The organism is Ruegeria sp. BE10, assembly GCF_056538905.1.
This window is the reverse complement of the sequence record NZ_JBQFTX010000004.1, coordinates 90,983-114,938: the sequence shown is the minus strand read 5'-3', so window position 1 is coordinate 114,938 and position 23,956 is coordinate 90,983. Positions and strand designations below refer to the sequence as shown.

28 protein-coding genes are annotated in these 23,956 nt (G+C 59.0%); 10 read left to right on the top strand and 18 right to left on the bottom strand.

Annotation, left to right across the window (positions count from 1 at the left end; translation table 11 throughout):
• Positions 1-3: 3 nt before the first annotated feature.
• Positions 4-1,044: an NAD(P)/FAD-dependent oxidoreductase gene (locus ACR0M2_RS10935; RefSeq protein WP_170553077.1), complete on the top strand. Its 1,041-nt coding sequence runs from the start codon at positions 4-6 to the stop codon at positions 1,042-1,044.
• On the opposite strand, the gene ACR0M2_RS10930 is transcribed toward ACR0M2_RS10935, so the two are convergent.
• From ACR0M2_RS10930 to ACR0M2_RS10915, 4 genes are all read right to left on the bottom strand, one after another.
• Positions 1,036-1,833, bottom strand: coding sequence for an HTD2 family dehydratase (locus ACR0M2_RS10930; RefSeq protein WP_480705080.1), 798 nt, complete (start codon positions 1,831-1,833; stop codon positions 1,036-1,038). The genes ACR0M2_RS10935 and ACR0M2_RS10930 overlap by 9 nt on opposite strands.
• Positions 1,834-1,871: 38 nt before the next feature.
• Positions 1,872-2,414: an NADPH-dependent FMN reductase gene (locus ACR0M2_RS10925; protein ID WP_480705078.1), complete on the bottom strand. Its 543-nt coding sequence runs from the start codon at positions 2,412-2,414 to the stop codon at positions 1,872-1,874.
• A 114-nt stretch (positions 2,415-2,528) separates the two neighbouring features.
• A complete protein-coding gene (locus tag ACR0M2_RS10920) occupies positions 2,529-3,200 on the bottom strand; it encodes a YiaD family glycine zipper/OmpA-like lipoprotein (RefSeq protein ID WP_480705076.1) in 672 nt (223 codons plus the stop codon).
• A 118-nt stretch (positions 3,201-3,318) separates the two neighbouring features.
• Positions 3,319-4,011 (bottom strand): helix-turn-helix transcriptional regulator, encoded by a 693-nt coding sequence (locus ACR0M2_RS10915; protein ID WP_170351019.1) that lies wholly within the window; start codon positions 4,009-4,011, stop codon positions 3,319-3,321.
• Between the two features lie 102 nt (positions 4,012-4,113).
• Here ACR0M2_RS10915 and ACR0M2_RS10910 point away from each other — a divergent pair, with 102 nt between their 5' ends.
• On the top strand, positions 4,114-4,299 hold the full coding sequence (locus ACR0M2_RS10910) for a hypothetical protein (protein WP_058283078.1): 186 nt from the start codon (positions 4,114-4,116) through the stop codon (positions 4,297-4,299).
• 2 nt (positions 4,300-4,301) lie between these two features.
• Here the strand turns inward: ACR0M2_RS10910 and ACR0M2_RS10905 are convergent, their stop codons facing one another.
• The gene (locus tag ACR0M2_RS10905; protein WP_480705074.1) at positions 4,302-4,949 is read right to left on the bottom strand and encodes an RluA family pseudouridine synthase; all 648 of its coding nucleotides are present in this window, start codon (positions 4,947-4,949) and stop codon (positions 4,302-4,304) included.
• A 97-nt stretch (positions 4,950-5,046) separates the two neighbouring features.
• Here ACR0M2_RS10905 and ACR0M2_RS10900 point away from each other — a divergent pair, with 97 nt between their 5' ends.
• Together ACR0M2_RS10900 and ACR0M2_RS10895 are read left to right on the top strand one after the other, a co-directional pair.
• On the top strand, positions 5,047-5,457 hold the full coding sequence (locus tag ACR0M2_RS10900) for a nuclear transport factor 2 family protein (protein WP_170362324.1): 411 nt from the start codon (positions 5,047-5,049) through the stop codon (positions 5,455-5,457).
• A gap of 2 nt (positions 5,458-5,459) precedes the next feature.
• Complete coding sequence (locus ACR0M2_RS10895) at positions 5,460-6,164, top strand: SGNH/GDSL hydrolase family protein (RefSeq protein ID WP_480705072.1); 705 nt, start codon at positions 5,460-5,462, stop codon at positions 6,162-6,164.
• Here the strand turns inward: ACR0M2_RS10895 and rarD are convergent.
• From rarD to ACR0M2_RS10845, 10 genes are all read right to left on the bottom strand, one after another.
• Positions 6,155-7,060 (bottom strand): EamA family transporter RarD, encoded by a 906-nt coding sequence (rarD, locus tag ACR0M2_RS10890; protein WP_480705070.1) that lies wholly within the window; start codon positions 7,058-7,060, stop codon positions 6,155-6,157. The genes ACR0M2_RS10895 and rarD overlap by 10 nt on opposite strands.
• Before the next feature lie 158 nt (positions 7,061-7,218).
• Positions 7,219-9,672 (bottom strand): GcvT family protein, encoded by a 2,454-nt coding sequence (locus ACR0M2_RS10885; protein WP_480705068.1) that lies wholly within the window; start codon positions 9,670-9,672, stop codon positions 7,219-7,221.
• 90 nt (positions 9,673-9,762) lie between these two features.
• A complete protein-coding gene (locus tag ACR0M2_RS10880; RefSeq protein ID WP_170351026.1) occupies positions 9,763-10,734 on the bottom strand; it encodes a GlxA family transcriptional regulator in 972 nt (323 codons plus the stop codon).
• 10 nt (positions 10,735-10,744) lie between these two features.
• Complete coding sequence (locus tag ACR0M2_RS10875; RefSeq protein WP_480705066.1) at positions 10,745-11,638, bottom strand: homocysteine S-methyltransferase family protein; 894 nt, start codon at positions 11,636-11,638, stop codon at positions 10,745-10,747.
• 12 nt (positions 11,639-11,650) lie between these two features.
• Complete coding sequence (locus tag ACR0M2_RS10870; RefSeq protein ID WP_480705064.1) at positions 11,651-12,703, bottom strand: alcohol dehydrogenase catalytic domain-containing protein; 1,053 nt, start codon at positions 12,701-12,703, stop codon at positions 11,651-11,653.
• 12 nt (positions 12,704-12,715) lie between these two features.
• Complete coding sequence (locus tag ACR0M2_RS10865; RefSeq protein ID WP_480705062.1) at positions 12,716-13,192, bottom strand: cupin domain-containing protein; 477 nt, start codon at positions 13,190-13,192, stop codon at positions 12,716-12,718.
• A 17-nt stretch (positions 13,193-13,209) separates the two neighbouring features.
• The gene (locus ACR0M2_RS10860) at positions 13,210-15,660 is read right to left on the bottom strand and encodes a GcvT family protein (protein ID WP_480705060.1); all 2,451 of its coding nucleotides are present in this window, start codon (positions 15,658-15,660) and stop codon (positions 13,210-13,212) included.
• Positions 15,661-15,675: 15 nt separating this feature from the next.
• Positions 15,676-16,056, bottom strand: coding sequence for a GFA family protein (locus ACR0M2_RS10855; protein WP_425081818.1), 381 nt, complete (start codon positions 16,054-16,056; stop codon positions 15,676-15,678).
• A gap of 4 nt (positions 16,057-16,060) precedes the next feature.
• Positions 16,061-16,684: a LysE family translocator gene (locus tag ACR0M2_RS10850; protein WP_170351032.1), complete on the bottom strand. Its 624-nt coding sequence runs from the start codon at positions 16,682-16,684 to the stop codon at positions 16,061-16,063.
• On the bottom strand, positions 16,684-17,253 hold the full coding sequence (locus ACR0M2_RS10845) for a helix-turn-helix domain-containing protein (protein WP_170351033.1): 570 nt from the start codon (positions 17,251-17,253) through the stop codon (positions 16,684-16,686). Before ACR0M2_RS10845 ends, ACR0M2_RS10850 begins: the two co-directional genes overlap by 1 nt.
• Between ACR0M2_RS10845 and ACR0M2_RS10840 the strand changes: the two genes are divergently transcribed.
• Positions 17,242-17,652, top strand: coding sequence for a DUF1294 domain-containing protein (locus ACR0M2_RS10840; RefSeq protein WP_480705058.1), 411 nt, complete (start codon positions 17,242-17,244; stop codon positions 17,650-17,652). The genes ACR0M2_RS10845 and ACR0M2_RS10840 overlap by 12 nt on opposite strands.
• 105 nt (positions 17,653-17,757) lie before the next feature.
• A complete protein-coding gene (locus ACR0M2_RS10835; RefSeq protein ID WP_170378302.1) occupies positions 17,758-18,153 on the top strand; it encodes an SHOCT domain-containing protein in 396 nt (131 codons plus the stop codon).
• A gap of 53 nt (positions 18,154-18,206) precedes the next feature.
• Here the strand turns inward: ACR0M2_RS10835 and ACR0M2_RS10830 are convergent, their stop codons facing one another.
• Entirely contained in the window at positions 18,207-18,659 is a 453-nt protein-coding gene (locus ACR0M2_RS10830) for a GAF domain-containing protein (RefSeq protein ID WP_170553120.1), read from the bottom strand.
• Between the two features lie 54 nt (positions 18,660-18,713).
• Entirely contained in the window at positions 18,714-19,886 is a 1,173-nt protein-coding gene (locus tag ACR0M2_RS10825) for an acetyl-CoA C-acyltransferase (protein WP_480705056.1), read from the bottom strand.
• A gap of 101 nt (positions 19,887-19,987) precedes the next feature.
• Here ACR0M2_RS10825 and ACR0M2_RS10820 point away from each other — a divergent pair, with 101 nt between their 5' ends.
• The 3 genes from ACR0M2_RS10820 to ACR0M2_RS10810 all read left to right on the top strand — a co-directional run bounded on the left by ACR0M2_RS10820 (position 19,988) and on the right by ACR0M2_RS10810 (position 22,588).
• Positions 19,988-20,326 carry an STAS domain-containing protein gene (locus ACR0M2_RS10820; RefSeq protein WP_170362337.1) on the top strand — a complete coding sequence of 113 codons (339 nt, stop codon included), beginning with the start codon at positions 19,988-19,990 and terminating at the stop codon, positions 20,324-20,326.
• Positions 20,327-20,358: 32 nt separating this feature from the next.
• Positions 20,359-20,799: an ATP-binding protein gene (locus tag ACR0M2_RS10815; protein WP_480705054.1), complete on the top strand. Its 441-nt coding sequence runs from the start codon at positions 20,359-20,361 to the stop codon at positions 20,797-20,799.
• A 211-nt stretch (positions 20,800-21,010) separates the two neighbouring features.
• The gene (locus ACR0M2_RS10810; protein WP_480705052.1) at positions 21,011-22,588 is read left to right on the top strand and encodes a gamma-glutamyltransferase family protein; all 1,578 of its coding nucleotides are present in this window, start codon (positions 21,011-21,013) and stop codon (positions 22,586-22,588) included.
• A gap of 25 nt (positions 22,589-22,613) precedes the next feature.
• On the opposite strand, the gene hspQ is transcribed toward ACR0M2_RS10810, so the two are convergent.
• Complete coding sequence (hspQ, locus tag ACR0M2_RS10805; RefSeq protein ID WP_170398253.1) at positions 22,614-22,940, bottom strand: heat shock protein HspQ; 327 nt, start codon at positions 22,938-22,940, stop codon at positions 22,614-22,616.
• A gap of 80 nt (positions 22,941-23,020) precedes the next feature.
• On the opposite strand from hspQ, the gene ACR0M2_RS10800 reads away from it, so the two are divergent.
• On the top strand, positions 23,021-23,902 hold the full coding sequence (locus ACR0M2_RS10800) for an AEC family transporter (RefSeq protein ID WP_170553129.1): 882 nt from the start codon (positions 23,021-23,023) through the stop codon (positions 23,900-23,902).
• The last annotated feature ends 54 nt before the right edge of the window (positions 23,903-23,956 follow it).

Here is a 23,956-nt window from a genome sequence, read left to right as displayed (position 1 = left end):
GGAATGGCAATGGTCGATGTAACGGTGCGTGGCGCGGGCATCTTTGGCCTGTCCATTGCCTGGACCTGCGCCCGGCGCGGCGCCAAGGTGCAGGTTGTCGATCCGTTCGGTCCCGGATCAGGCTCCAGCGGTGGTCTGGTCGGCGCGTTGGCCCCGCATGTGCCCGAAAACTGGAACGCCAAGAAGGCTTTTCAATTCGACAGCCTGATCCTGGCCGAACCCTTCTGGAAACAGGTCGAAGCCACCGGCGGGGTTTCCGCCGGGTATGCGCGTCTGGGCCGGTTGCAGCCCGTCACTGACGCCCGCACATTGGAGCTTGCCCATGCCCGCGCGGTTACGGCGGACAAGCTGTGGCAGGGTCACGCCGAATGGCGTGTTGTTGCGACTGACACGCTTGGGTCATGGTGCCCACCCAGCCCAACCGGTTTCGTGATCCACGATACGCTAAGTGCCCGGATGCACCCCCGCCGCGCCTGCGCTGCGCTGGTTTCTGCGCTTGCGGTGATGGGTGTCGAGGTGGTGACAGACGCGCCGAACAAGGGGCAGGTTGTCCATGCCACTGGTCTGGCCGGATTACTGGAACTTAGCCAAGCCTTCGGCAAGATTGTCGGCAATGGCGTCAAGGGACAGGCTGCGCTGTTGCGGTTCGATGCTGGGGAAGTGCCACAGCTGTTTGCGGATGCGATCCATATCGTCCCCCATGCGGATGGCACACTGGCGATCGGCTCGACCTCGGAACGCGAATATGATGACCCGGCCAGTACGGATGCCGCGCTGGATGATGTGCTGGACCGCGCCACCCGCGCGGTGCCTGTATTGCATGGGGCAGAGGTCATCGACCGCTGGGCCGGAGTGCGCCCCCGCAGCAAAAGTCGTGCACCGATGCTGGGGGAACACCCGCTACATCAGGGGCAGTTCATCGCCAATGGAGGCTTCAAGATCGGCTTTGGCATGGCACCCAAAGTGGCCGAGGCCATGGCCGATCTGGTTCTGGACGGACGCGATAACATCCCCGACGATTTCCGGCCCGAAGCCTCACTCTGACCGGGCAACAACTTCGGCGATCATACATTGCCGCCCATCGGGGCCGCTCACCCACAGGGTTTGCCCTTCCCGGCACAAGGTCGCGGTTTCAAAATGGATCAACGGCGCGGTTGCGCGGAATGAGAACCGCGCCAAAGGCCCCATCAATTCTTCGGCAAACAACATCAGCAGCTGCGCCAGCAGCGGGCCATGCACGACCAGTCCGGCATAACCTTCGACATCGCGGGCATAATTCAGATCGTAATGGATACGGTGGCCATTGAAGGTCAGCGCCGAATAGCGAAACAGCAAGGTGGAATCGAACGTGACCTCGTTCCGGTCGGTTTCATCGGTGCGCGCCGTGGGTGGGGCGGGCTTGACCTGATCTGGCGAAGGGTCCTGACGGTACACCAGATCCTGCCATTCGGTCAGACAATGGGTATCCCCCTGCCAGATTTCATGCCGTAAAGTCACAAATCCCAGCGGCCCGCTGCGCCCGTTTTTCGAAGCTGAACTATCGCAGGTCGACCGACGCTTTGCGCTACGGCCTGCGATTAAGGGCGCATTGAATTCCAAGCGTCCCCCAGCCCACATCCGGCGCGGCAACCCCATGTCGGGGATCAGCCCGCCAACCTTGGGGTGACCATCACGACCCAATTCGGACGGCGGGCGAGGCGACCAGAAATAGAGCTGATGAAAAAACGGTGGCAGCGGCGTTCCGTCGGTCACCGTCCCCTCCTGCCCCAGCGCCACCTGAAATGCTGCGGCGCGGGTCGGGTCGATCAAATCGGTCTGAATTTCCTCTGCCATGGCCGTAGATTAGGCAGCCCGACCTGTGTGAACAAGCGTTAGAACCCCGCCTCGGCCCGCAGCTTCTCCATCAGGGTCCGCAAGCTGCTTTCATAGCGGTCGCTGGTCAGTTTTCCATTCTCATCAAACTCGTTTGAACTGTTGGCCAGATGAATCTCCGGCCCTTGCAGGATGCGCGGCTGGAACGGCACCATATAGCCACGCAACACCATCTGCGCGCGCTCACCCCCGGCACGACCCGCCGCCGCAGACATCACGGCGACCGGCTTGTCAGCCCAGGGGCGGCCCTCGGTTCGGCTGACCCAGTCCAGCGCGTTTTTCAGCACGCCTGACGGGCCTTTGTTGTATTCGGGTGTGGAAATGATCACCGCATGCGCCTGCGCGATCTGATCGGCCAGAGTTTGAACAGGCGTGGGAATGCCTTCACCATCCTCTAGATCGCCATCATAGAGCGGCAGGTTCAGGTCGGCTTCGATATGGGTGCCGGGGTCGAACAGCCGCGCCGCCTCGCGCAGAAGTTTGCGGTTGGTGGCGCTTTGACGCAGCGAACCGGACAGGCTCAGAAGGATTGGTGCGGACATTGGGGAACTCCGGTTTGGGTTTCCCAATAGCTAGCCCAAAGCACGCGCGCACCAAAGCCCATGTGACGCGCAGTCAATGTGCGAAAAAGGGGCACCCGCAGGTGCCCCGTTTCGTCAGGTTTGGCCGCTGGGGACAATCTCCATATCAACCCGGCGGTTGCGGGCCTTGCCTTCGGGCGTCAGGTTCGACGCAGCGGGGCGGTTTTCCCCCAGCCCGATAGTCGTGAGACGGGCGCTGCTCACCCCATTGGCCTGCAGAATATCTGCCACGGACCGTGCACGGCGTTCGGACAGGGCCTGATTATAGGACGCCTCGCCATCGCTGTCGGTATGGCCGATGACCTGAATGTTCGAGTTCGGATACCGCGTCAGGTTCTGCCCTACCCGCACCAGATCGGCGCGCAGCGCCGGGCGCACGGTCGCGCTGTCAGTGTCAAAGCTGATATCATTCGGCACGGTGACGATCAGGCGATCTCCGGCATTGGTGACGGTGATGCCCTGATTGGCCAGCTGCTGACGCAGTTCCGCCGCCTGCTTGTCCAGTTGGTTGCCGACCAGACCACCACCTGCAGCACCGATGGCACCACCTGCCAGCGCGCCCAACAGCGGATCCGAGTCGTTTGCAATGGCGCCAACTCCGGCCCCGACCAGACCGCCCAGAATCGCACCCTGTCTGGTGTTCTGATTGGGGTCGGATGGCAGGTTCAGCGTGCCAGGGTCCGTACAGGCCGCCAAGACCAGAGCCGAGGATAGCCCGGCAGACAAAACAAATTTGGAAATCGTCATGATATCACCTTCTGCTCCGGCGCCCGTTCTTCGGGCGCGTATTGTTTGGCGCAGTATATCGCGTTGCCCGCAGGTGGGCTCAAGCAACAATCAAGTGAAATCGGCAAATACCTGCCAATTACGACGTACCTGTGGGGACATCCCAGTGATTCTGTTCCTGCCAGATCGCGCGCAACGGCTCACCCTGCCCGCAAAAGTGATCGTCAATCAACTCGCAGGCCCAGATACGGTCGGTACGGAAATGGCGGAACCCGTTCCGCAACTCGCACCACGCGGCCAGCATGGTGCATTCGATATGATAGATCAGCGCAACGGGCCGGACGATCCGTTCGGTCCGATCTTCGTTGGCGTTGACATAGGTGATGCGGATTTTGCGCTCGTTCCGTATGGCCTCGCGATAGTTCACAACCGGTACGCAACCCTTTTCAGGATCGTCCATCGGCGCGCCCCATGGGGCAACCTGCAACCAGTCTGTCGGCACGCGCAACGCCTCGATCTTGCGGCACACACGGTCGGCGGCCTGCTGCAGCGTGCTATCCCCAGTCCGTGCCAGCATCGACAGGCCGACCCACAAGGCCTCGACCTCTTCGGCATCGAAATTCAGCGGTGGCAGGTCATAGCCGCGTCGCATCAGATAGCCGACACCAGCCTCTCCCTCGATCGGGGTGCGTTGCGCCTGAAGGGCCGCAATGTCGCGATAGACGGTGCGCGCGGACACCTCCAGCTTTTCTGCCAACATCTCGGCCGTCACCGGCGTTTCGGCTGAACGCAAAATCTGGATGATTTCAAACAGGCGTGTCGAACGGCGCATGGGGGTCTCCGATTGATCTGCTGACACACTAGCACACCCCCCTGACAGGGTGGTGTCAGGAGTGATGGGCCAGACTTGGGATCAGTTGAAAGGAGAATTCCCATGCCAAGCCGCGACAATCACGTGATGATGACCCTGAAATTGGACCGCTGGGCGCAGGATCACACCCTGCGTGCCTTTGAAATCGAACGCGAAATCATGGCCGCTCGCCGACCTTGCGCCCCTAAGAAACGAGCGAAGCGGTTTTCACTGGGCAATCTGAAACTGTTCTGGACCAGCACGGCTTAGGATCAGAAACCCGCCTTGGCGCGAAACTTCATTGCAACCCCGCCTTCGGGGCTTTTCAGGCGTAGCTCTTCGGAATGCAGCATCAGGCGCGGGAATTGCCGCGCCGCACCTTCGGCATAGAACGGGTCACCCAGGATCGGGTGACCCAGCGCCTGCATATGTACCCGAAGTTGGTGCGACCGGCCGGTCTTTGGAAACAGCCGCATGCGGGTTGTTTCGCCTTCATGCTTGACCACGCGCCAGTCGGTGACGGCCGCTTTGCCGGTCTCATGACACACCATCTGAAGCGGGCGGTTGGGCCAGTCCACGATCAGCGGCAGATCGACGGTTCCAGTCTTGTCCTCGACCCGCCCCCAGACGCGCGCCACATAGGTCTTGCGGGTCTGACGATTTTCGAACTGCATGCTCAGATGCCGCTGGGCGTGGGGTGTCTGAGCAAAGACCATGACGCCGGAAGTGTCCCGATCCAGCCGATGCACCAACAGTGCTTGCGGAAACGTCGCCTGAACCCGCGTCAGCAAGCAATCGGCCAGATGCTCGCCCCGCCCCGGCACGGACAATAAGCCCGATGGCTTGTTCACCACAATTAGCTGCGCATCCTCGTGCAACACGTCCAAGGGGGTCATCGGGGGATCATAGGTCTCGCTCATGCGCGCCTGCCTATCGCAGCGCGCGACCTCCCGCAACGTCGCGCTTGCCTGAACGGAACGGTTCAGCAACTCTCGCTCCAATACGGAAGGAGAGACCATGCACCCCACGATCAAACACATGCAAGAAGTGGTGGCCAAGGGCGATGAAAGCCTGATCCACGAGTTGTTGGCCGAGGATGTGCGGTTTTCACCGCCCACCTATTACAGCACCTGGACAGGGCGCGCACCGGTGGCGGCGGTACTGGGACACGTGGGGCAAGTGTTCTCGGACTTCCGCTATCGCCGTGTGATGGGTGCGGGCAAGGACTGGGCGTTGGAGTTTCAGTGTAAGGTCGGTGACCTGGATGCGGTGGGTGTCGATCTGATCACCCTGAACGATGATGGGCTGATCCAGGAATTCGAGGTCGTCATGCGCCCCCACAAAACCATCGGTGCCCTGCGCGAGGCGATGATGGCGCGGATTATGACCGATGCGCGGTTCCTAGAATTCAAGGACGCGCTCAACTGACCATGCCTTTTGCCCCGGATCAGCTGTTGCGCGTGCCCTTACTGCCGGTTCTGGCGATGCAGGGCCTGTCGGTGCGCCGCAACGCCCAATTGCTGCCGGAACCAATTGGCCCGCGCGAAGGGCGCGAAGGGCGTGGACCCCGGTTGCGGTTGCTTATCACGGGCGACAGCTCGGCCGCCGGGGTCGGTGCGGGGACACAGGCGCAAGCGCTGTCCGGGCATCTCGTGTCCCGACTGGCCAGTCACTACACGGTCGAATGGCGGCTTGAGGCCACCACTGGACACACAACTCTGGATACGATTGACCGATTGCGCGGCCTGAGCGGCCAGTTCGACATGGCAGTGACAGCGCTCGGTGTAAATGACGTGACGCGCGGCGTGACGTACAAGCGCTTCGTGGACCGCCAGACCCAATTGTTGAAGCATTTGACCGGCCCTCTGGGCGTAAAACGATTGGCCGTCACAGCGGTACCGCAGATGAACCGGTTCCCGGCCCTGCCGCAGCCGCTGGCCTGGGTCTTAGGCCATCAGGCAAGACGGTTGGATCAGGGCCTACGGCATGTTGCGGCCAGCTTCGCGCAGGCGCGGTATCTGGCGATGGATCTGGCCGACGATCCGGCACTGGTCGCGCTGGACGGATATCACCCAAGTCCAAAAACCTATGCGATCTGGGCCGAAGAGGCGGCCCGTCTTCTACGTCAAGCCTGAGCCCGCATCTGCCGGATCATCGGAATCGAATACACCACCAGAGCCGTCCAGATCAGAGGAAATGCAATCAGGCGTCCTCGGTCAATCTGTTCACCAAACACGGTAATGGCGGTGATGAAAATCATGGTCGGAGCGATGTATTGCAGAATACCCATGGTCGACAACCGTACCAGCTTGGCCCCATTGGCATAAACCAGCAGGGGCACCGCCGTCACCACCCCTGCCGCAGCCAGCAGCAAGGTGTCCGATGCACCCACCCCAAAATTGCCAGTACCTTTCACACCCAACCACGTGACGTACATCAACGCCGGGATCAGCAGGATCAGGACCTCAAGCAAAAAGCCTTGGTTGGGGCCAATGGGCAGTGACCGCTTGAAAAAGGCATAAAATCCCCACGTTACCATCAACCCCAGTGCTGGCCACGGCAGGCTACCAGCCTCGATGATCAAAGCCAGCACTCCAAGGGCCGCAATCGCCACTGCCATCAGCTGCGTTTTCGTCAACGGCTCGCGCAGCAGAACCGCGCCCAGCGCAATGCTGAACAACGGGTTGATGTAATATCCCAGCGCTGCATCCAAAGCCCGGTCATTGGCAATCGACCAGACATAGATTGCCCAATTCACCGAGATCAGCGCTGCCGTCAGGCAAGCCATCCCTAACATCTTTGGGTTTACCAGCGCCGCCTTCAGATCCCGCGTACGCCCCAGCGCCACAAGCAACAACCCGGCCACAGGCACCGACCAGATGACGCGATGCGCAACAATCTCAACCGGGCCAACGTGCGACAGTGCCTTCATATACAGGGGCAAAAATCCCCACAGGACATAGGCCGTCACAGCCAGCGCAAGCCCTTTGGGTGTGTCTGCATTGTTCGATGGTAGGGGGGCGTCTGCCACGGCGGGTCTCCGACTGATACCGTATTTCTCTACGGCAAATCAGACTAGCTTGGAAACCGCGAAAACTGTGAAGAGGGTCATCAGGAAATCTGATACGTCGTGCCAATACAGGCAGGCACCAAAATCGAGCGGGGCGCCACAGCGCCCCGACAATTTGATTACACCTTAACGCGCTCGGATTTCGGGTCATACATCGGCTTCAGCGAAGCCTCTGCCTGGACCTTCACGCCGCACACGTCGATCTCATAAGTCGAGGCCAGCACATCTGCTGCCTTCTCACCCTCACACGGGACATAGCCCAGACCGATGGCACCACCCAACGTGTGGCCATAGTTCCCCGAACTCAGATAACCCACATATTCGCCATCCCGGATAATCGGTTCGTTGTGGAACAGCAGCGGTTCGGCGTCGGTCAGTTTGAACTGCACCAGGCGATTTTTGGGCCCGTTTTCCTTGCGCGCAATCACCGCCTCGCGGCCGATAAAGTCGCTGCCCTTGTCGACCTTCACGGCAAAGCCCAGGCCCGCATCGACCACGTGATCCTCACAGGTGATGTCATGGCCGAAATGGCGGAAGCCCTTCTCGATCCGGCAGCTGTCCATCATATGCATGCCACACAGTTTCAGACCCATGTCCTGCCCGGCCTCATGCATGGTTTCAAACACGTGCCCTGCCATGTCGGATGAAACATAGATTTCCCAACCAAGCTCACCCACATAGGTCACGCGATGCGCGCGGGCCAGACCCATCCCGATCTCAATCTCTTGCGCGGTGCCAAACGGGTTGATTGCGTTCGAGAAGTCGCTTGGCGAGACCTTTTCAAGCAGCGCGCGCGCATTCGGGCCCATAACGGCCAGAACGCCCTCGCCCGCGGTGACATCGGTGATGACCACGTTGAAGTTGCCTGCGTGACGCATCATCCAGGTCTGGTCCGCCAGACGGGTCGCCGCCGGAGTGACCACAAGATAGGAAGTTTCCGTCAGGCGGGTGACGGTCACGTCCGCCTCAATCCCGCCGGTGCGGTTCAGAAACTGAGTATAGACGATCTTGCCATTCGGCACTGAATAGTCGCCACCGCCGACATAGTTCATGAACTTCTCAGCATCCGGTCCTTCGACGCGGATTTTACCGAACGAGGACATATCGTACATGCCCACATTCTCACGCACGGCGTGGTGTTCGGTGGCCGAGTTCTCGAACCAGTTTTGGCGCTTCCAGCTGTAGTGGTATTCTCGCTCTTGCCCTTCATTGGCAAACCAGTTGGCGCGCTCCCAACCAGCCAATTCGCCCATCACGGCGCCCTGTTCCAGCAGATGATGGTGGAACGGGGTCCGCCGCACACCCCGCGCGGAGGCTTTCTGGCGATAGGGATAGTGGTCGGCATAAAGCAGGCCCAGCGTTTCCTTAGAGCGTTCAAACAGATACTGCTTATTGCCCTGGAAAGGTTGCATCCGGCTGATGTCCACATCGCCCAGATCAAACGGCTTCTCGCCCGTATCCATCCATTCAGCCAGCGCCATACCCGCGCCACCGGCGGACTGGATACCGATCGAGTTGAACCCCGCGGCAACCCAGACATTGTCCATCTCGGGCGCGAGGCCCAGATGGTATGCATCATCGGGCGTGAAAGACTCCGGTCCGTTAAAGAAGGTATGGATACCGGCCTCGGCCAACATCGGCATCCGTTCACAGGCAGCTTCGAGGATCGGTTCGAAGTGATCAAAATCTTCAGGCAGCTGGTCAAACTCGAACGTGTCAGGGATGCCGTTCATCGCCCAAGGCTTGGCGTTGGGCTCAAAGGCCCCTAGCAGGATTTTTCCTGCGTCTTCCTTGTAATAGGCGCATTCATCCGGCACCCGCAGCACCGGCAACTGGGTCAACCCGTCAATACTCTCGGTGACGATATAGAAGTGTTCGCACGCGTGCAGCGGGACATTGACGCCCGCCATGCGACCGACCTCATGCCCCCACATTCCCGCACAGTTCACCACCATGTCACATTCGATATGACCCGAGGCACTGCCGTCATCCGCAACCCAATCGACACCGGTCACCTTGCGGCCCTGCTTGACGATATCGGCAACCTTCACCCGCTCTTTGACAACCGCACCGCGTTGGCGTGCGCCCTTGGCCAAAGCCAGCGCAATGTTCGCCGGATCGCCCTGCCCGTCCAGCGGCAGGTAAACCGCGCCCGTCACACCTTCGAGGTTGATATGCGGATACAGTTCCTGAACGCGTTCGTTGGAAATCTCTTCGACTTCCACCCCAAAAGCGCGAGCCATGGCGGCCTGGCGATAGATTTCTTCCTTGCGCTCTTCGGTCAACGCCACGGTGATCGACCCGCAGCGTTTGAAACCGGTGGCCACACCGGTCTCTTCCTCAAGCGAGCCGTAAAGCTCCTGACTGTATTTCGCCAACTTGGTCATGTTCGCCGTGGCGCGCAGCTGCGCGATCAGACCGGCGGCATGCCATGTGGTGCCGCTGGTCAGTTGCTTGCGCTCCAGCAGCACAACGTCATTCCAGCCTTTCTTGGTCAAATGATATGCGACCGAGCATCCGATGACGCCGCCGCCGATGATGACCACTTTGGCCTTGCTGGGAAGATCAACCATCCTGAGAATCTCCGATGTGTCAGGTTTGCGCCAAAATGCCACGGAAGATCGACGATAAATGCGCCAAAACCGTCACTGTATTGGCGATTTTCACCGTTGTATCGCGGCCCGTTTTTCCCGCCTTACAACAAAGGGCGTAACCCCGAAGAAGCTTTTGTAGACCGAGGAAAAACCGTTGGGAAAGCCGCAGGCAAGCCCGATTTCACGAACGCTCATTGTGGTGTTCAGCAGCAGGTTATTGGCCTTGGCCAGTCGCATTTCACGATAGAATCCATTGGGCGTGGTACCGAAAAAGGTTTTGAACTTCCGCTCTAGCGACCGGTTCGACAGGTGCAGCGACTCGACGATCTGATGGATTGGCATCGGGTCTTCAATGTTGGCCTGCATCAGCTTGATGCACTGATCCAGTCTGGCGTCGCCCGTCGCGGTCAGTTTCGCCCCGGAAAACGGCTGCATTGATGAAAAATCACGGATGTTTTCATGCAGCATGATATCGGCAACCGTCATCTTGGCAGGTCCCGAGATATGGCGACCGATCACCGCCAGCGCCACATCTGTTGTCGCCTCCATCCCGGCACAGGTCACCACCGCGCCCTGTTCGGTGGCAATGGACAGCTTGGCCTCGAACCGGGCGCCGCGCTCACGCAGGAACGAGGCGTTCTCCCAATGGGTCGCCATGTCACCCGTGCCGTGTTCGTTGATATAACGGCTGGCGGCCTCGGCCAGAAGGAACACCTTGGCCCCGCGGAACGTATAACTCGACACGACACGCCCCAGTGAAAGGTCAGGGTGATCCGGGTCAGAATTGCCGATCACGAACAGGTAATCCGCCTTGGGCTGCGCCGGAACGGGATCGGTCTGAACCATCGCTTCACTGCTGCTGGATATCGGGCCCCCTTTTAGTGACCGGTAGGCATAGGAGAACGGAGGCGTTGGGCACACGCGGTTGGCCAGTCGCAGAACTTCAACCAGCGAGGCCAGTTCCAACAACACATAGCCGGGTGCCACCAGGATATCGAAGTGCTGCTGTGTCTGCGGTAAGTTGTCCGAACGTGTCCGCATCGCCTTTTCCTCAGACAATCCGGTGGCCGGCTGCGCGCAGCCGGCCGGCCAGCGTTTCGATGTGATCCGGGCCAACTTCGCAACAGCCACCCACAATCGTCGCCCCCTGCGCCACCCAGGCCATGGCGTGATCGGCATAGGCATCAGGTCCAAGATCCTGACGTTGTTCCAATGCATCGACTGTGGGTGCGTCTTTCAGAAATCCTTCTGATATTCCGGTGAACCCGTTGGCATAGGCCCCGAACGGGCGGCCCATCTGCGCAATGATCGGCAGCGCCGCGGGAATCGCCTCGGGACGCGAACAGTTGATCAAGATGGCGTCGGGCGCAAAGCGTGCCACGACCGGTTCGATATCCCTCAACGGCTCGCCCGAGCGTAGGCGGGTTCCGTCCTCATCCATCACCGACAGCCCCAACCAGACAGGTTTGCCGCAGCCTTCGGTGCCGCGCAAAGCACCTTGGGCTTCCTGCACCGAACACACCGTTTCAATCAGGAAAAGATCGACGCGCGTGGCCATCAGCGACACTAGCTCCCGAAACTTATTCGCCGCATCTGTCGGGTCAGGGTTCAGGTCGGGCCGGTACGAAGCCAAAAGCGGCCCTAGAGACCCGGCAATACGTCCCTCAGTTCCCGCACGGGCCCGCTCGGCCTGCGTTAGGGCGGTGTCGATCAGGGTCGGCACCTGATCCTCCATCCCCACCCGCACCAGACGCGAGCGGTGGACGGCATAGGTGTTTGTGGTGGCGACAGTCGCACCACGACGAAAGTAGTCGCCATGTACGTCACCCACCAGTTCGGGATAGTCGATCATCACCCGCGTCGACCACAGTGGCGTGGCCCGGTCCCCGCTGCGCTTGACCAGTTCCTGTCCGATTGAGCCATCCAGAAGAGTGATATCCGCCATATCTCATCCTATTCAGGGAATCAGCACAAGTTTGCCCGCAAACGCCTTGGATTGAAAATCAGCCTGCGCGGTTGCGATGTCCTTTAGCGAATAAGTCTTTGCGATCAAGGGCATGATGCGTCCGCCATTGATCATCTCAACCAGCCGTCCGAACACCTCGAACGCCTGATGCGTACAGCCGTGAATGGTGATGTCGCGCAAATAGATATCTCGCAGGTCGGCCTTTACGATCGGGCCGGCGATGGCACCTGAAACCGCGTAGTGGCCACCCGGTTTCAACGCCAGGATCAGGCCGGGCCATGCCGGGCCGCCCACAACGTCGATCACCACGTCGAACATATCGGCTGGCAGTGCCGCATCACGGTCGAACGTATCCGCGGCGCCCTGCAATTTGACCACTTCGGCCTTGGACAGGCTGGTCACGCCCCAGACGGTTGCCCCCCGCAACACCGCCAACTGTACGGCCGCCAGACCGACGCCACCTGACGCGCCGGTGATCAGCACCTTTTGCCCCGAGGTCACACCTGCGCGGGCCAGCAGGTTCTCGGCCGTGCCAAAGGCGCAGGGGATGGCGGCGATTTCCACGTCAGACAGGGGCGAGGCGCTGACGTCATACAGATCATCCGCCTCAACCAGACAGTATTGCGCAAATGCGCCGTCCAACTCCGAGCCCAGCGCAACGAAACCGGTCGGGTGACCGGGTCTGGGGCGGGGCAGGTTGATCGGGCAGGTCACGCGCTGGCCCGGTTGGAACGCCACCCCTGAACCCACTTGTTCAACGACACCACATAAATCACCACCCTGAATGCGCGGAAACTGCAGCGCACCGCCCCAACCTCCGGCATCGACGTCCTGATCAACAGAATCCGTCGCGCCTGTCACATCCGAGGAATACCAGCCGACCCGCGTATTGATATCCGTGTTGTTTACCCCGGCGGCCAACACCCGAACCAGCGCCTGCCCCGGACCCGGTTGCGGTACCGGAAGGTCGTCGCGCCATTCCAACGCCTCGGGTCCGCCGTGTTGGGTCAGATAAACGCCGGACATGACTGTGGGTGTCGTCATCAGATACTGCCTTTATGCCTGATCGTCTGGATGCGACGGAACGGGACCCATCGGGATGATGTCATAGCGGGCGTTTAGTGCAGCCATCTTAGCCTCATCAGCGAAATCGGCGTTGGTCATAATCGAAAGTTCTGCAAGGAAACCGTCAAACCCCGAAGGCTGAAAAATCATCAGCATCCGCGCTGGTGCCCCATCGGCCACGCGACAAGCATGCGGAACCCCTGGCGGGACATGCATCGTGGTACCCGGACCGCATCGATGCCAGTCACCGTCGACATAGAAATCCACTGCACCTTCCAAGAAATAGAAGGTCTCGGCATGGGTATCGTGGCGATGAAGGCCAAGCGCGAAGCTGGCCTTCAGATTGTCTTCCATGAGCGTATAGGCGCCATTCGTATCCCGGGCCGAAACCTTTACGAACGTATGGTCGTTTTCCCAGTCATAGTTGGGACCCTCACCGGGCCCCAATTTGGAATATCGCTTGCTCATGGCTCCTCCGAAAGGGGTTAGGCGCGCAGCCGCTCGTTCTGAGGATCCCACAGCGGTTGATCCTCTTCTACCACGGCGCGGCATTTCCGGCCGTAAATTTCGACCTCAAGTTCGGTGCCGGGGTTGGCAAGCTCGGCCTTGACCATGCCCAGCGCAATGGATTTGCCAACACGGTAGCCCCATGCGCCCGAGGTGGTTTCGCCAACGATCTCACCATTCTGCCAGATGCAAGACATGTAGGGTGCGTCGCAATCGCCTGCGTCCACAGTCAGGGTGACAAAGGATTTCTTCACGCCCTGCTGTTTTTCGTTCTGGATCGCGGCCTTGCCGGGGAAATCCTGCGGCTTGTCCAGCTTGACGAACCGCCCCAGTCCACCTTCCAGCAGCGAATAGTCGGTCGACAGGTCGCCTTTCCAGGCGCGATATCCCTTTTCGATACGCAGCGAGTTCAAGGCATACATACCGAACGGCTTGGCCCCGGCATCAATGATCGTGTCATAGATGGCAGGCATATGCTCGTTCAGGGCATGCACTTCCCAGCCCAACTCGCCGGCAAAGGACACTCGGATCAAATAGGCGGGTTGCCCGGCGACGGTGGCCGCTTGGTGGGTCAGCCAACCTGTGGTCAGATCGGCATCCGTCAAACCCGACAGGATATCCCGCGATTTCGGGCCGGTGACGATCAGTGTATCGCGTGTGGTGGTGACATCCTCGACCGAAACACCAGCAGGCATCGCATTCACCAGAATATCGCGGTCATGCCATTGCGCCGTCGCGGCCGTTATCATGACGAACTCATCCTCGCCCAAACGCAGGCAGGACATCTCAGTCAGGATCCGGCCCCGATCGTCCGAGATATAAACCAGATTGATGCGGCCGACCTTGGGCAGACCACCCGCGACCAGCCCGCGCAACGCCTCGGCCGCGCCCTCGCCTTTGACCATAAAGCGCGAAAAGCCCGGCAGATCCAACACACCGCAATGGTCGCGTACAGCCTCGCATTCTTCTTTGACGCGCTGCTCCCACGGGCCCGAGCGGCCCCAGGTATGGGTGGCTTCAAGCGAGGTGTCATCGCCGGGTTGTGCGAACCAGTTGGCCCGTTCCCAACCGTTATATACTCCCATGACGCCGCCCAGTTCCTTCACCTTGGCGTGGACCGGCGACAGTTTCTTGTCGCGTGCGGCCGGCCATTCGTGTTGGGGATAGTGCATGGCGTATTCGTTGCCATAGACCTCAAGCCCTTTCTGGTTGCAGTAATCCTGATCGGTGTAATCGGTATAGCGGCGCGGATCGACGGCCCACATATCCCATTCGGTGTGACCATCGACAATCCATTCGGCCAGCACTTTGCCTGCACCACCGCCTTGCGCGATGCCGAAGGTAAAGGTGTGCGCCTCGAACGCGTTTTTGACGCCCGGCATTGGGCCAATCAGTGGCAGACCGTCCGGCGCGTAAGGAATCGGGCCGTTGATCACGCGACCAACGCCCGAGGTTGCCATCAGCGGCACCCGCTCCATCGCGTCGGTGACGATGTCCTCAATCCGATCCAGATCGTCATTCCAAAGCTGGAACGAGAAATCCTCGGGCATCGGGTCGTCTTCGCTCATCCAGTGGCCCTTGCAGTTGGGCTCATACGGGCCAAGGTTGAAGCCGTGCTTCTCTTGCCGCAGGTAGTACGAGATATCTACGTCGCGCAGCAGCGGCAGCTTCTTGCCGCCGTTTTCCTTGGACCATTCTTCAACCTCGGGGATTTCGTCGGTCAGCAGGTACTGGTGACTCATGACCATCGCGGGCACAGTGCGGCCACCGTAAGGCTTGAACCACTCACCCACGCGCTGCGCGTAATACCCAGCAGCGTTGACCACATAGTCACAGGCGATATCGCCCTTGTCAGTGTGTACGGTCCAAGTGCCGTCATCATGCTGGGTCACGCCGGTTGCCGGGCAGAACCGGATGATCTTTTGTCCCATGTCGCGGGCACCCTTGGCCAACGCCTGTGTCAACTGCGCCGGGTCAATGTCACCATCGGTCGGATCATACAGCACGCCCTCAAGATCATGCGTTTCAAGGAAGGGATAGCGTTCCTTGGCCTCTTCTGGGGTCCACATCTCCATCGGGATGCCCTGGTACAGGCCCATCGACATGGCACGCTCAAACTCCTGCATCCGCTCTTTGCTGTGCGCCAAACGGATCGAGCCGGACTGATGATAGTTCATCGGATAGTCGACTTCTTCACCCAGCCGCGCATACAGCTCGGTCGAGTACCGCTGCATGTTCATGATCGCCCACGAGGTCGAGAAGGTCGGCACGTTACCCGCCGCGTGCCAGGTCGAGCCTGCGGTCAGCTCGTTCTTTTCCAGCAGAACGCAGTCGGTCCAGCCTTTCTTGGCCAGATGGTACAGCGAGGAGGCTCCCACCACACCGCCACCGATAACAACCACGCGGGCTTTTGTCGGAAAATCGCTCATTGGTCTTGATCCTTGTTACTGTGCCCGTTGGGGCAGATCGTCTGTGATGTCATAGTAATCGCCCTTGTCAGCGACAAAGATATGCCGGGCGAGGTGCAGTCCTGTGGGCTCATCCAGTGCGCCCATGGAAATCGAAATCGTGTCTTCGTCATTGTGCTGCCAAAACAGGAACGAACCGCAGGCGTTGCAAAAGCCACGCCGAGCAATGTCCGAGGCATGGAACCAGTTCAGCGTATCGCTGGCAGCGAAGCTGAGGTTGTCCTGATGGGTCGAGGTCGAAGACCAATAATGCCCTGATTGCTTGCGGCACTGACCGCAATGGCAGGCCGAGGGCGGCGACAACTCTCCGTCAATCGTGAACGCGACCGCGCCGCACAGGCAGGAACCGGCTTGCATGTCATTACCCCCTTGTTGCGGGCGTGGAGCTGGCCCCCAGCAACACGCCATAGATGATGAAACAGGTCGCCATGACCCGGCGCACCCAGATGTTGAACACCGCCCCCAGTGCCGCCTTGCCCATCAGCGCACCTAGCAAGGTGAACCCGGTATAGCTGAGCGTGGTGATGACCAGCGCGGTGGGCATGATCACCCCCATCTGCTGCCAGATCGGCACCTCGGGCTGCACAAATTGCGAAAAGGCCGCCAGATATCCCGCCACGCTTTTGGGGTTGATCGTCGCCACGGCCAGCGCGTGCAGATAGACATGACGTGCAGGCCGTTCCGAAGCTGGCGCAGGTTTCGTAGCATTCATCCAGCCACGAATACCCACCCAGATCAGGAAACCCGCGCCCACCAGCTTTGCGATGAAGAACCCGGTTGGAGAGGCCGCGATCAGCGCGGTCACACCCAGCGCCGACAGAATCAGAAACGCGCTGGCCTGCGTCAGGATTGCCAGAACGCTAAGCATCGCCTTTGGAAACGGCAGGCTCATCCCATTCGAAATACAATTGACCGCATTCGGCCCCGGCGTAGTTACGAACACTACCCAAAACAGCGCGAATATGGTCCAGGCCTCGAAACTCATCAGTACACCGGCGGGGCGATGACCCAGATGGCCACGGCGGGCTCATCATAGGGGTTGGCCCATTGATAGGATTCATGCCTGATGCGGAAACTGTCACCCGGCCCCACCGTGAACTGGTTGGAGCCTATGGTCAGATCCAATCGGCCAGAGATCATGTAACCAACCTCTTGCGTCGGCCGATTGGCTGGTTTCTGCATGCTGGAGCGGGGCTCGAATGTGGAATGTACCATCTCGAAATCATCAGTCAGATCGGGCGAAAGCAATTCTTCGATCAACCCTTCCTCACCCGAGCCCATCGGACGGCGCGATCCGGCGCGCACCACGTAACCCTGTTCGGCCACCGGCACCGAGGAATGCGCAAACAGCATCGACATCGGCACACCCAGACACTCAGCAATCTGGCGCAGGTCCGAGATCGAGGGATCAGACATGTCGCGCTCAACCTGGCTGAGCCATCCGACCGACCGGTTCAACCGCGCTGCAATCTCGGTCAAGGTCAACCCGCGCGCCTTGCGCAGGGCGCGGATATCCGCACCAAGTGTCGCGCTGTGGGGGGCTTGGGTATTCACCAGGGGCGTTCCGATTCTTGTGAAAATTTCCTCTCCTTTTTCACGATGGCTGAGAATCATGAAATTTCCAAGAGTTTTTTCATTTCACTTGATCAGTTTGCTTGGTATGCCTTTCGCATGTGGATTGCAGTGATCTATTTATGGGGGATCAACACCCTGACACTATTGGCCTTTGGCTGGGACAAGGCCCGCGCACGACGGCGCAAAAACCGGGTGCCGGAACGCCGCCTATTATGGCTGGCCGCGCTTGGTGGCAGCCCCGGCGCAGTGGTCGGGCGATGGATTTTCAGGCACAAAACCCGCAAACGCGGGTTCTCAGTCTGGCTGTTCGCGATAACTGGCATTCAAATGGTTCTAATATTCTTGGTGGTGACCGAAGCCTCGGAAAAACTACTCTAAAAATATTATATTCACCTAAAACAATATCTAACCATATCGCCAACTGTCTGTTACAAATAGGTGTCTCTGTGCGCAGAGATTTCTATTTTTTATGCAAAGGGTTGGATGAATATGGAAAATGGGATCGGTTTCTTCGATATAGTCTGGTCAATCTTCTGGTTGTTCCTGATGGTTGCCTGGTTCTGGGTGATGATTTCGGTTGTTGCCGATGTCTTCCGCTCAAAGGACCTGAGCGGCGGAGGCAAAGCGTTGTGGATCGCCTTTGTGATCCTGATCCCCTGGTTGGGCGTGCTGTGCTATCTCATCGTGCGCGGGGATAAGATGCACCAGCACAATGTCGAGACCATGAATCAGATAGAAGAGGCGCAGAAGGATTACATCCGCTCGGTCGCGAGCGTATCCGCCGCGGATGAATTGGAACGGCTAGCCAAGCTCAAGGAGAGCGGCCACCTGACGGAAGAGGAATTCGCCGCGCAAAAGGCTAAGATCCTGGCAAGCTGATAAATCGCGACCCTTTTTGAACATCAATCAGCCGGGACATGTCCCGGCTGAACTCATCTTGCAAAGACGTCGGTCAGAATGGCGCCAAGCACTGTGGCGTCCTGATCGGTAAATGCGTCCGGCTGATTGCTGTCGATGTCGAACACCGCTATCACCTTTCCCGATGCGTCCCGCACTGGCAGCACCAATTCTGACCGGGTGGACGTCGCACAGGCGATGTGACCCGGAAAGGCTTCGACATCCGGCACAAGCTGCACTTCGCCAGTCCGTGCGGCAGCACCACAGACGCCCCGGTCGAACGGGATGACCAAACAGCCGTGCCCACCCTGATAGGGACCGATCTTTAACAAACCGGGCTGGGTCACGCGGTAAAAGCCAGTCCAGTCGAACCGGTCATCGGCGTGATGCACCTCGCAGGTAATTGTCGCCATTAGGGCAACCTGATCCGTTTCACCTTCGGTCAGGGCGGCGATGGTTTTAGCAAGCGTGTCGTAATCGGCGGTCATGATTGAGCTCTTTGGAAAAGGTTTATCCCGCAGTATGTGGAATAAACCCAAGCGTCAAACGCGTTCGATGGCGATGGCCGTGCCTTCGCCGCCACCGATGCAGATGGCAGCCACGCCGCGTTTGAGGTTCCGCTTTTCCAGCGCGTTGAGCAGAGTGACCACGATCCGAGCGCCCGAGGCGCCGATTGGATGCCCCAAAGCGCAGGCCCCGCCATTTACGTTCACCTTGTCGCGCGACAGGCCCATTTCGTGCATAAAGGCCATGGGTACAACGGCAAAGGCCTCGTTCACCTCCCACAGGTCGACGCCATCTTTGGACCAGCCGATATTCGACAGTAGTTTCTGTGCGGCCGGAACCGGCGCGGTCGTGAACAAACCCGGGGCCTGCGCGTGGCTGGCATGACCAATGATCCGGGCACGCACAGTCAGGCCCTGCGCTTCGGCCGCCTCAGCCGAAGCCAGTAGCAACGCGGCTGCCCCGTCAGAAATCGATGACGAATTGGCTGCCGTGACCGTCCCATCCTTACGAAAGGCAGGTTTCAGCGTCGGGATTTTATCTGGCCGGGCGGATTGCGGCTGTTCATCTTGGGCAAAAGTGACCTCACCCTTGCGGGTCTTGGAGGTAACAGGTGTGATCTCACCCTCGAAGGCACCACTTTCCTGTGCAGACAGGGCGTTGGAAAGCGACTGCAGCGCGTATTCGTCCTGCGATTCTCGCGTGAATTGATAGGCTTCGGCGCAATCCTCGGCGAAAGTGCCCATCAGGCGGCCTTTGTCATAGGCGTCCTCGAGGCCGTCCAGAAACATATGGTCAACCACCTGACCATGCCCAATGCGCGCACCGCCGCGCATTTTCGGCAACAGGTAAGGGGCGTTGGTCATACTCTCCATGCCACCGGCGATCATCGTATCAGCGTGACCCAGAGCAATCTGGTCAAAGGCGATCATGGCAGCCTTCATTCCCGACCCGCACATCTTGTTCAGGGTTGTTGCGGGCACCTCTTCACCCAATCCCGCCGCAAATCCGGCCTGTCGTGCCGGGGCCTGGCCCTGGCCGGCGGGCAGAACACAGCCCATCAGCACTTCGTCGACCGTATCAGCGCCTGCGCCGTGCAGCGCAGCACGAATGGCGCTCCCGCCCAATTCAGCAGCGGCAATACCGTCGAACATACCCTGAAACCCGCCGATGGGCGTCCGCGCCGCCCCCGCGATAACAACCTGTTTCATCGCGATGATCCTCCTCTTTCAGCTTTGATGGATACCGAATGGTAAGAATTGTCGTCTAGCGTATTTCTACTAGCGAGTTTCATATTAGAGGACCGTCGCGCATGGCCTTGACCAGCACAACGACCGACGCAACCCAAATTATCAAAGTGCATTCCGACCGGATTGATGCGGCCATGGCCATCCAGTTCAAGGAAGATATGCGCAATCAGGCCGAAGGCGGGGCCACGCGCGTAGTGCTGGACCTGACCAGTGTCGAGTTCATAGATTCAAGTGGCTTGGGTGCCATAGTCGCCTCGATGAAACAGCTTGGAAATGAGCGCAGGCTGGACCTGGCTGGGCTGCACCCTTTTGTTGAAAAGGTATTCCGCCTGACCCGTATGGACACGGTGTTCAAACTATATCCAACCCTTGATGATGCCCTGTCGACCTCCGCGGATTGACCTAATTGACTATCTGAATAGGCGCGATGCCCATGTACAACGGCAAGTGTTTAGATCTGAGCTTCGCAGCAACTGAGACTGAGGCCAGTGCCGGGATCGTGCAACTCAGCCGGGGGTTGGCGGCGCATGGGCTTCCGGCGCACAAGGCGGGTGATGTAAAAATCGCGCTGGCCGAAGCAATCAATAATGTGGTCGAACACGCCTATGCCGACATAACTCCGGCCAAGGTGAAGGTTCGGTGCCGCCTGCATCAGAACTGGCTTGAGATTCTGATCTCGGACACCGGCAACCCGTTACCCGGATTTCGGGTACCTGACGGCATCCCGGCATCACTGGGATCGACGGTCGAAGACCTGCCCGAAGGTGGGTTCGGTTGGTTTCTAATCCAAGAACTGACCAGCGATATCCGCTATGAACGAAGCAATGGTTGTAACCGGTTGTCGCTGCGCTTTGACTTTCCAGAGCCCGCCTGACGGCAAGAAAACGTCACAATAAGGCCCAGATCGAACCATTGTGACGCCGCAAACAAAGGGCAAAACAGTACCTGTAGCTCAGATAGCTTCCCTCGGCGCCACGTGTCACAGCCCCCACCCAGTGAACGGCGCCGAGGAACTTCCCTTTGATTTGACTGGACAACCCCGGACTGCGCGATACCTTCGGCGCGTTCAATCGGGGAATAATGTCATGCGGGATTTTCACTCACCGGGTCGATCCGAAGTTCTGGCGACCGAAGGGATGTGCGCCACGTCGCATCCCTTGTCCGCAAAGGTCGCTGTGGACATTCTTACCCAGGGTGGCAACGCAATGGATGCCGCCATCGCCGGGGCGGTGCTGTTGGGTATTTGTGAACCTCAGATGACCGGGCTGGGCGGCGATTGTTTCGTGCTGTACAACCGGGCGGGTGAGGATCAGATACGCGCCCTGAATGGTTCGGGCCGCGCGCCTGCAGCAGCTAGCGCAGAAAAACTGCGGTCGCAGGGGCTGACAAAAGTGCCTTTGAACACAGCAGACGCTGTAACCGTTCCCGGCGCCGTCGATGCGTTCTGTCATCTGGCGCAAACCGAAGGCAAACTGGGGCTTGAGGCCATTTTGCAACCCGCCATTCACTATGCCGAAGCTGGGGTGCCGGTTGCCCCAAGGGTGGCGTTTGATTGGGAAGCGGGGGCAGCCACTCTACAGGGGGCCGCGCGGACGCAATACCTGATCAATGACAGTGCTCCTAAGACTGGGCAGGTGTTTCGCTCTCGCGGGCAAGCCGAAGTCTTGCGCCAGATTGCTCGTACCGGGCGGGATGCGTTTTACTCTGGTGACATTGCCGAGGACATGGTCGCTGCACTCACCCAACTGGGCGGCGTTCACACGATTGAGGATTTTCTGGCCACCGCATGCACTGAAACACAGCCCGTCAGCGGTGACTACAATGGGTTGGAGTTGGTTGAACATCCACCAAATGGCCAGGGCGCCACGGCCATTCTTTTGCTGAATATCCTCAAGAACTTCGACCTTGCCAGCATGGACCCGTTCGGGGCGCAGCGTCTGCATATCGAGGCAGAAGCCTCGAAACTCGCCTATGACGCGCGCAACCGCTTTATCGCCGATCCCGATCATACAACACATGCGGATCGGTTCACGGATCAGGATGTGGCCGACAGGCTGGCCGCGCTAATCGACCCGAAACACGCCATGCCCGCCACCGCCCCGCTGACCGAGGCTATTCACAAGGACACCGTCTATATCACCGTTGTGGATCGGGACAGAATGGCGGTTTCGCTGATCTATTCCATCTTTCACAGCTTCGGTTCGGGGATCGCATCCGAAAAATACGGCATTCTGCTACAAAACCGAGGCGCAGGCTTTACCCTGCAATCGGGTCATCCGAATGAACTGGGCGGCGGCAAACGCCCCATGCACACAATCATTCCGGGGCTGTTGACGCAAAAAGGTCGTGTGCTGATGCCGTTCGGCGTGATGGGTGGCGCCTATCAACCCACCGGCCACGCCCGGTTTGTGTCAAATTTGACGGACCACGGGTTGGGCCTTCAGGCCAGCATTGAGGCACCGCGCGCCTTTGCCGACAATGGCGTATTAAAGCTGGAACGCGGAATTTCGCCCAGCACCGTCCAACAATTACGTGATTTAGGGCACACTGTAGAGATTCCAGAAACGCCGTTGGGCGGCACACAAGCCATTCGAATCTGTGAGGATGGCGTTCTTCAAGGCGCAAGCGACCCGCGAAAAGACGGGTGCGCCCTTGGGTACTGACGGGCCGACACCCGGCCAAGCACCCTTAGTTCAGATGGAAGTGGAGCGGATAGGCGCCGTTTTCGAACGGACCGAACATATCGGGAATATCGGGGTGTTCAACCGGCTCACCCGATTGGTCGGCGACCAGATTTTGTTCAGAAACATAAGCCACATAGAAGGATTGGTCGTTTTCCGCCAACAAGTGGTAAAACGGTTGGTCCTTGATCGGGCGGCTGTCTTCGGGGATGGCCTGATACCATTCTTCCGTGTTCGCAAATTCGGGGTCCACGTCAAAAATCACCCCTCGGAAGGGATGTTTTTTATGACGGACGACCTGTCCCAGGCCGTACTTGGCGTGTGTCTTCAGCATAGTTTATGCCCCCATTGAACTTACTACCTCTTTCCGGGCCGAAATGCCAATCATTGATCCGTAAATAAGGGAAACAGTCTGTGAACCTTTTGCTGACAGTATTCGAAATCGTGGCCCCGGTCTTTATTCTGGCGGCGATCGGTTTTGCCTGGGTCAAGCTGGGATTCGAGTATCGCCTGCAGTTCGTCACCCGCTTTGCCATGACCCTTGCTGTGCCCAGCCTGATCTTTGTGGCGCTGATGCAAACCGACATTCCGGGCGGCGATCTTTCCCGTTTTACCGTTGCGACAATCGTTGCTAATCTGGTGATGGCAGCGGTCTTCTGGCTGATCGTCCGGGGGCTGAAACTTGAACAGCGCACCTATCTTTCGCCGCTGATATTCGGAAATACCGGAAATTTGGGTCTTCCTTTGTGCATTTTCGCCTTTGGCCAGGCCGGGTTGGGCTATGCGGTCATTTTCCTGTCAGTAACAGCGTTGTTTTCGTTTACGTACGGCATCTACCTTGTGGCCGGAAAAGGCGCGTTCGGCAAAGTCGTGCGCGAACCGATGGTCTGGGCCACCCTATTGGGGGCGCTGTTTTTGTGGCGCGGATGGCAGACGCCCCTGTTTCTGACTAACACATTGGAGTTGTTGGGCCAGATGGCAGTGCCCCTGATGCTGATAACGCTGGGCGTGGCGGTCGCGCGGCTGACAACGCACCGGCTGAGTCAGGCGGTCTGGCTGTCATTTCTTAAACTGGCTGTCTGTTTCGCCCTGGGCTGGTCTGTTGCGCTGATCTTCAAACTCGAAGCCGTGGCCTTTGGCGTTCTGGTGCTGCAGATGTGTACTCCGGTGGCAGTAACCTCTTACTTGCTGGCCGAGCGGTTCGATGCCGATTCCGACGCGGTTGCCGGGATGGTCATGGTCTCAACAGCGTTGTCCGTGGGCGCATTACCTATAATTCTCGCGATTATTCTGTAACGATTGTGATTCCCTAAACGCTCAATCTGCGCTAGAATAAAGAAAAAAGGCACG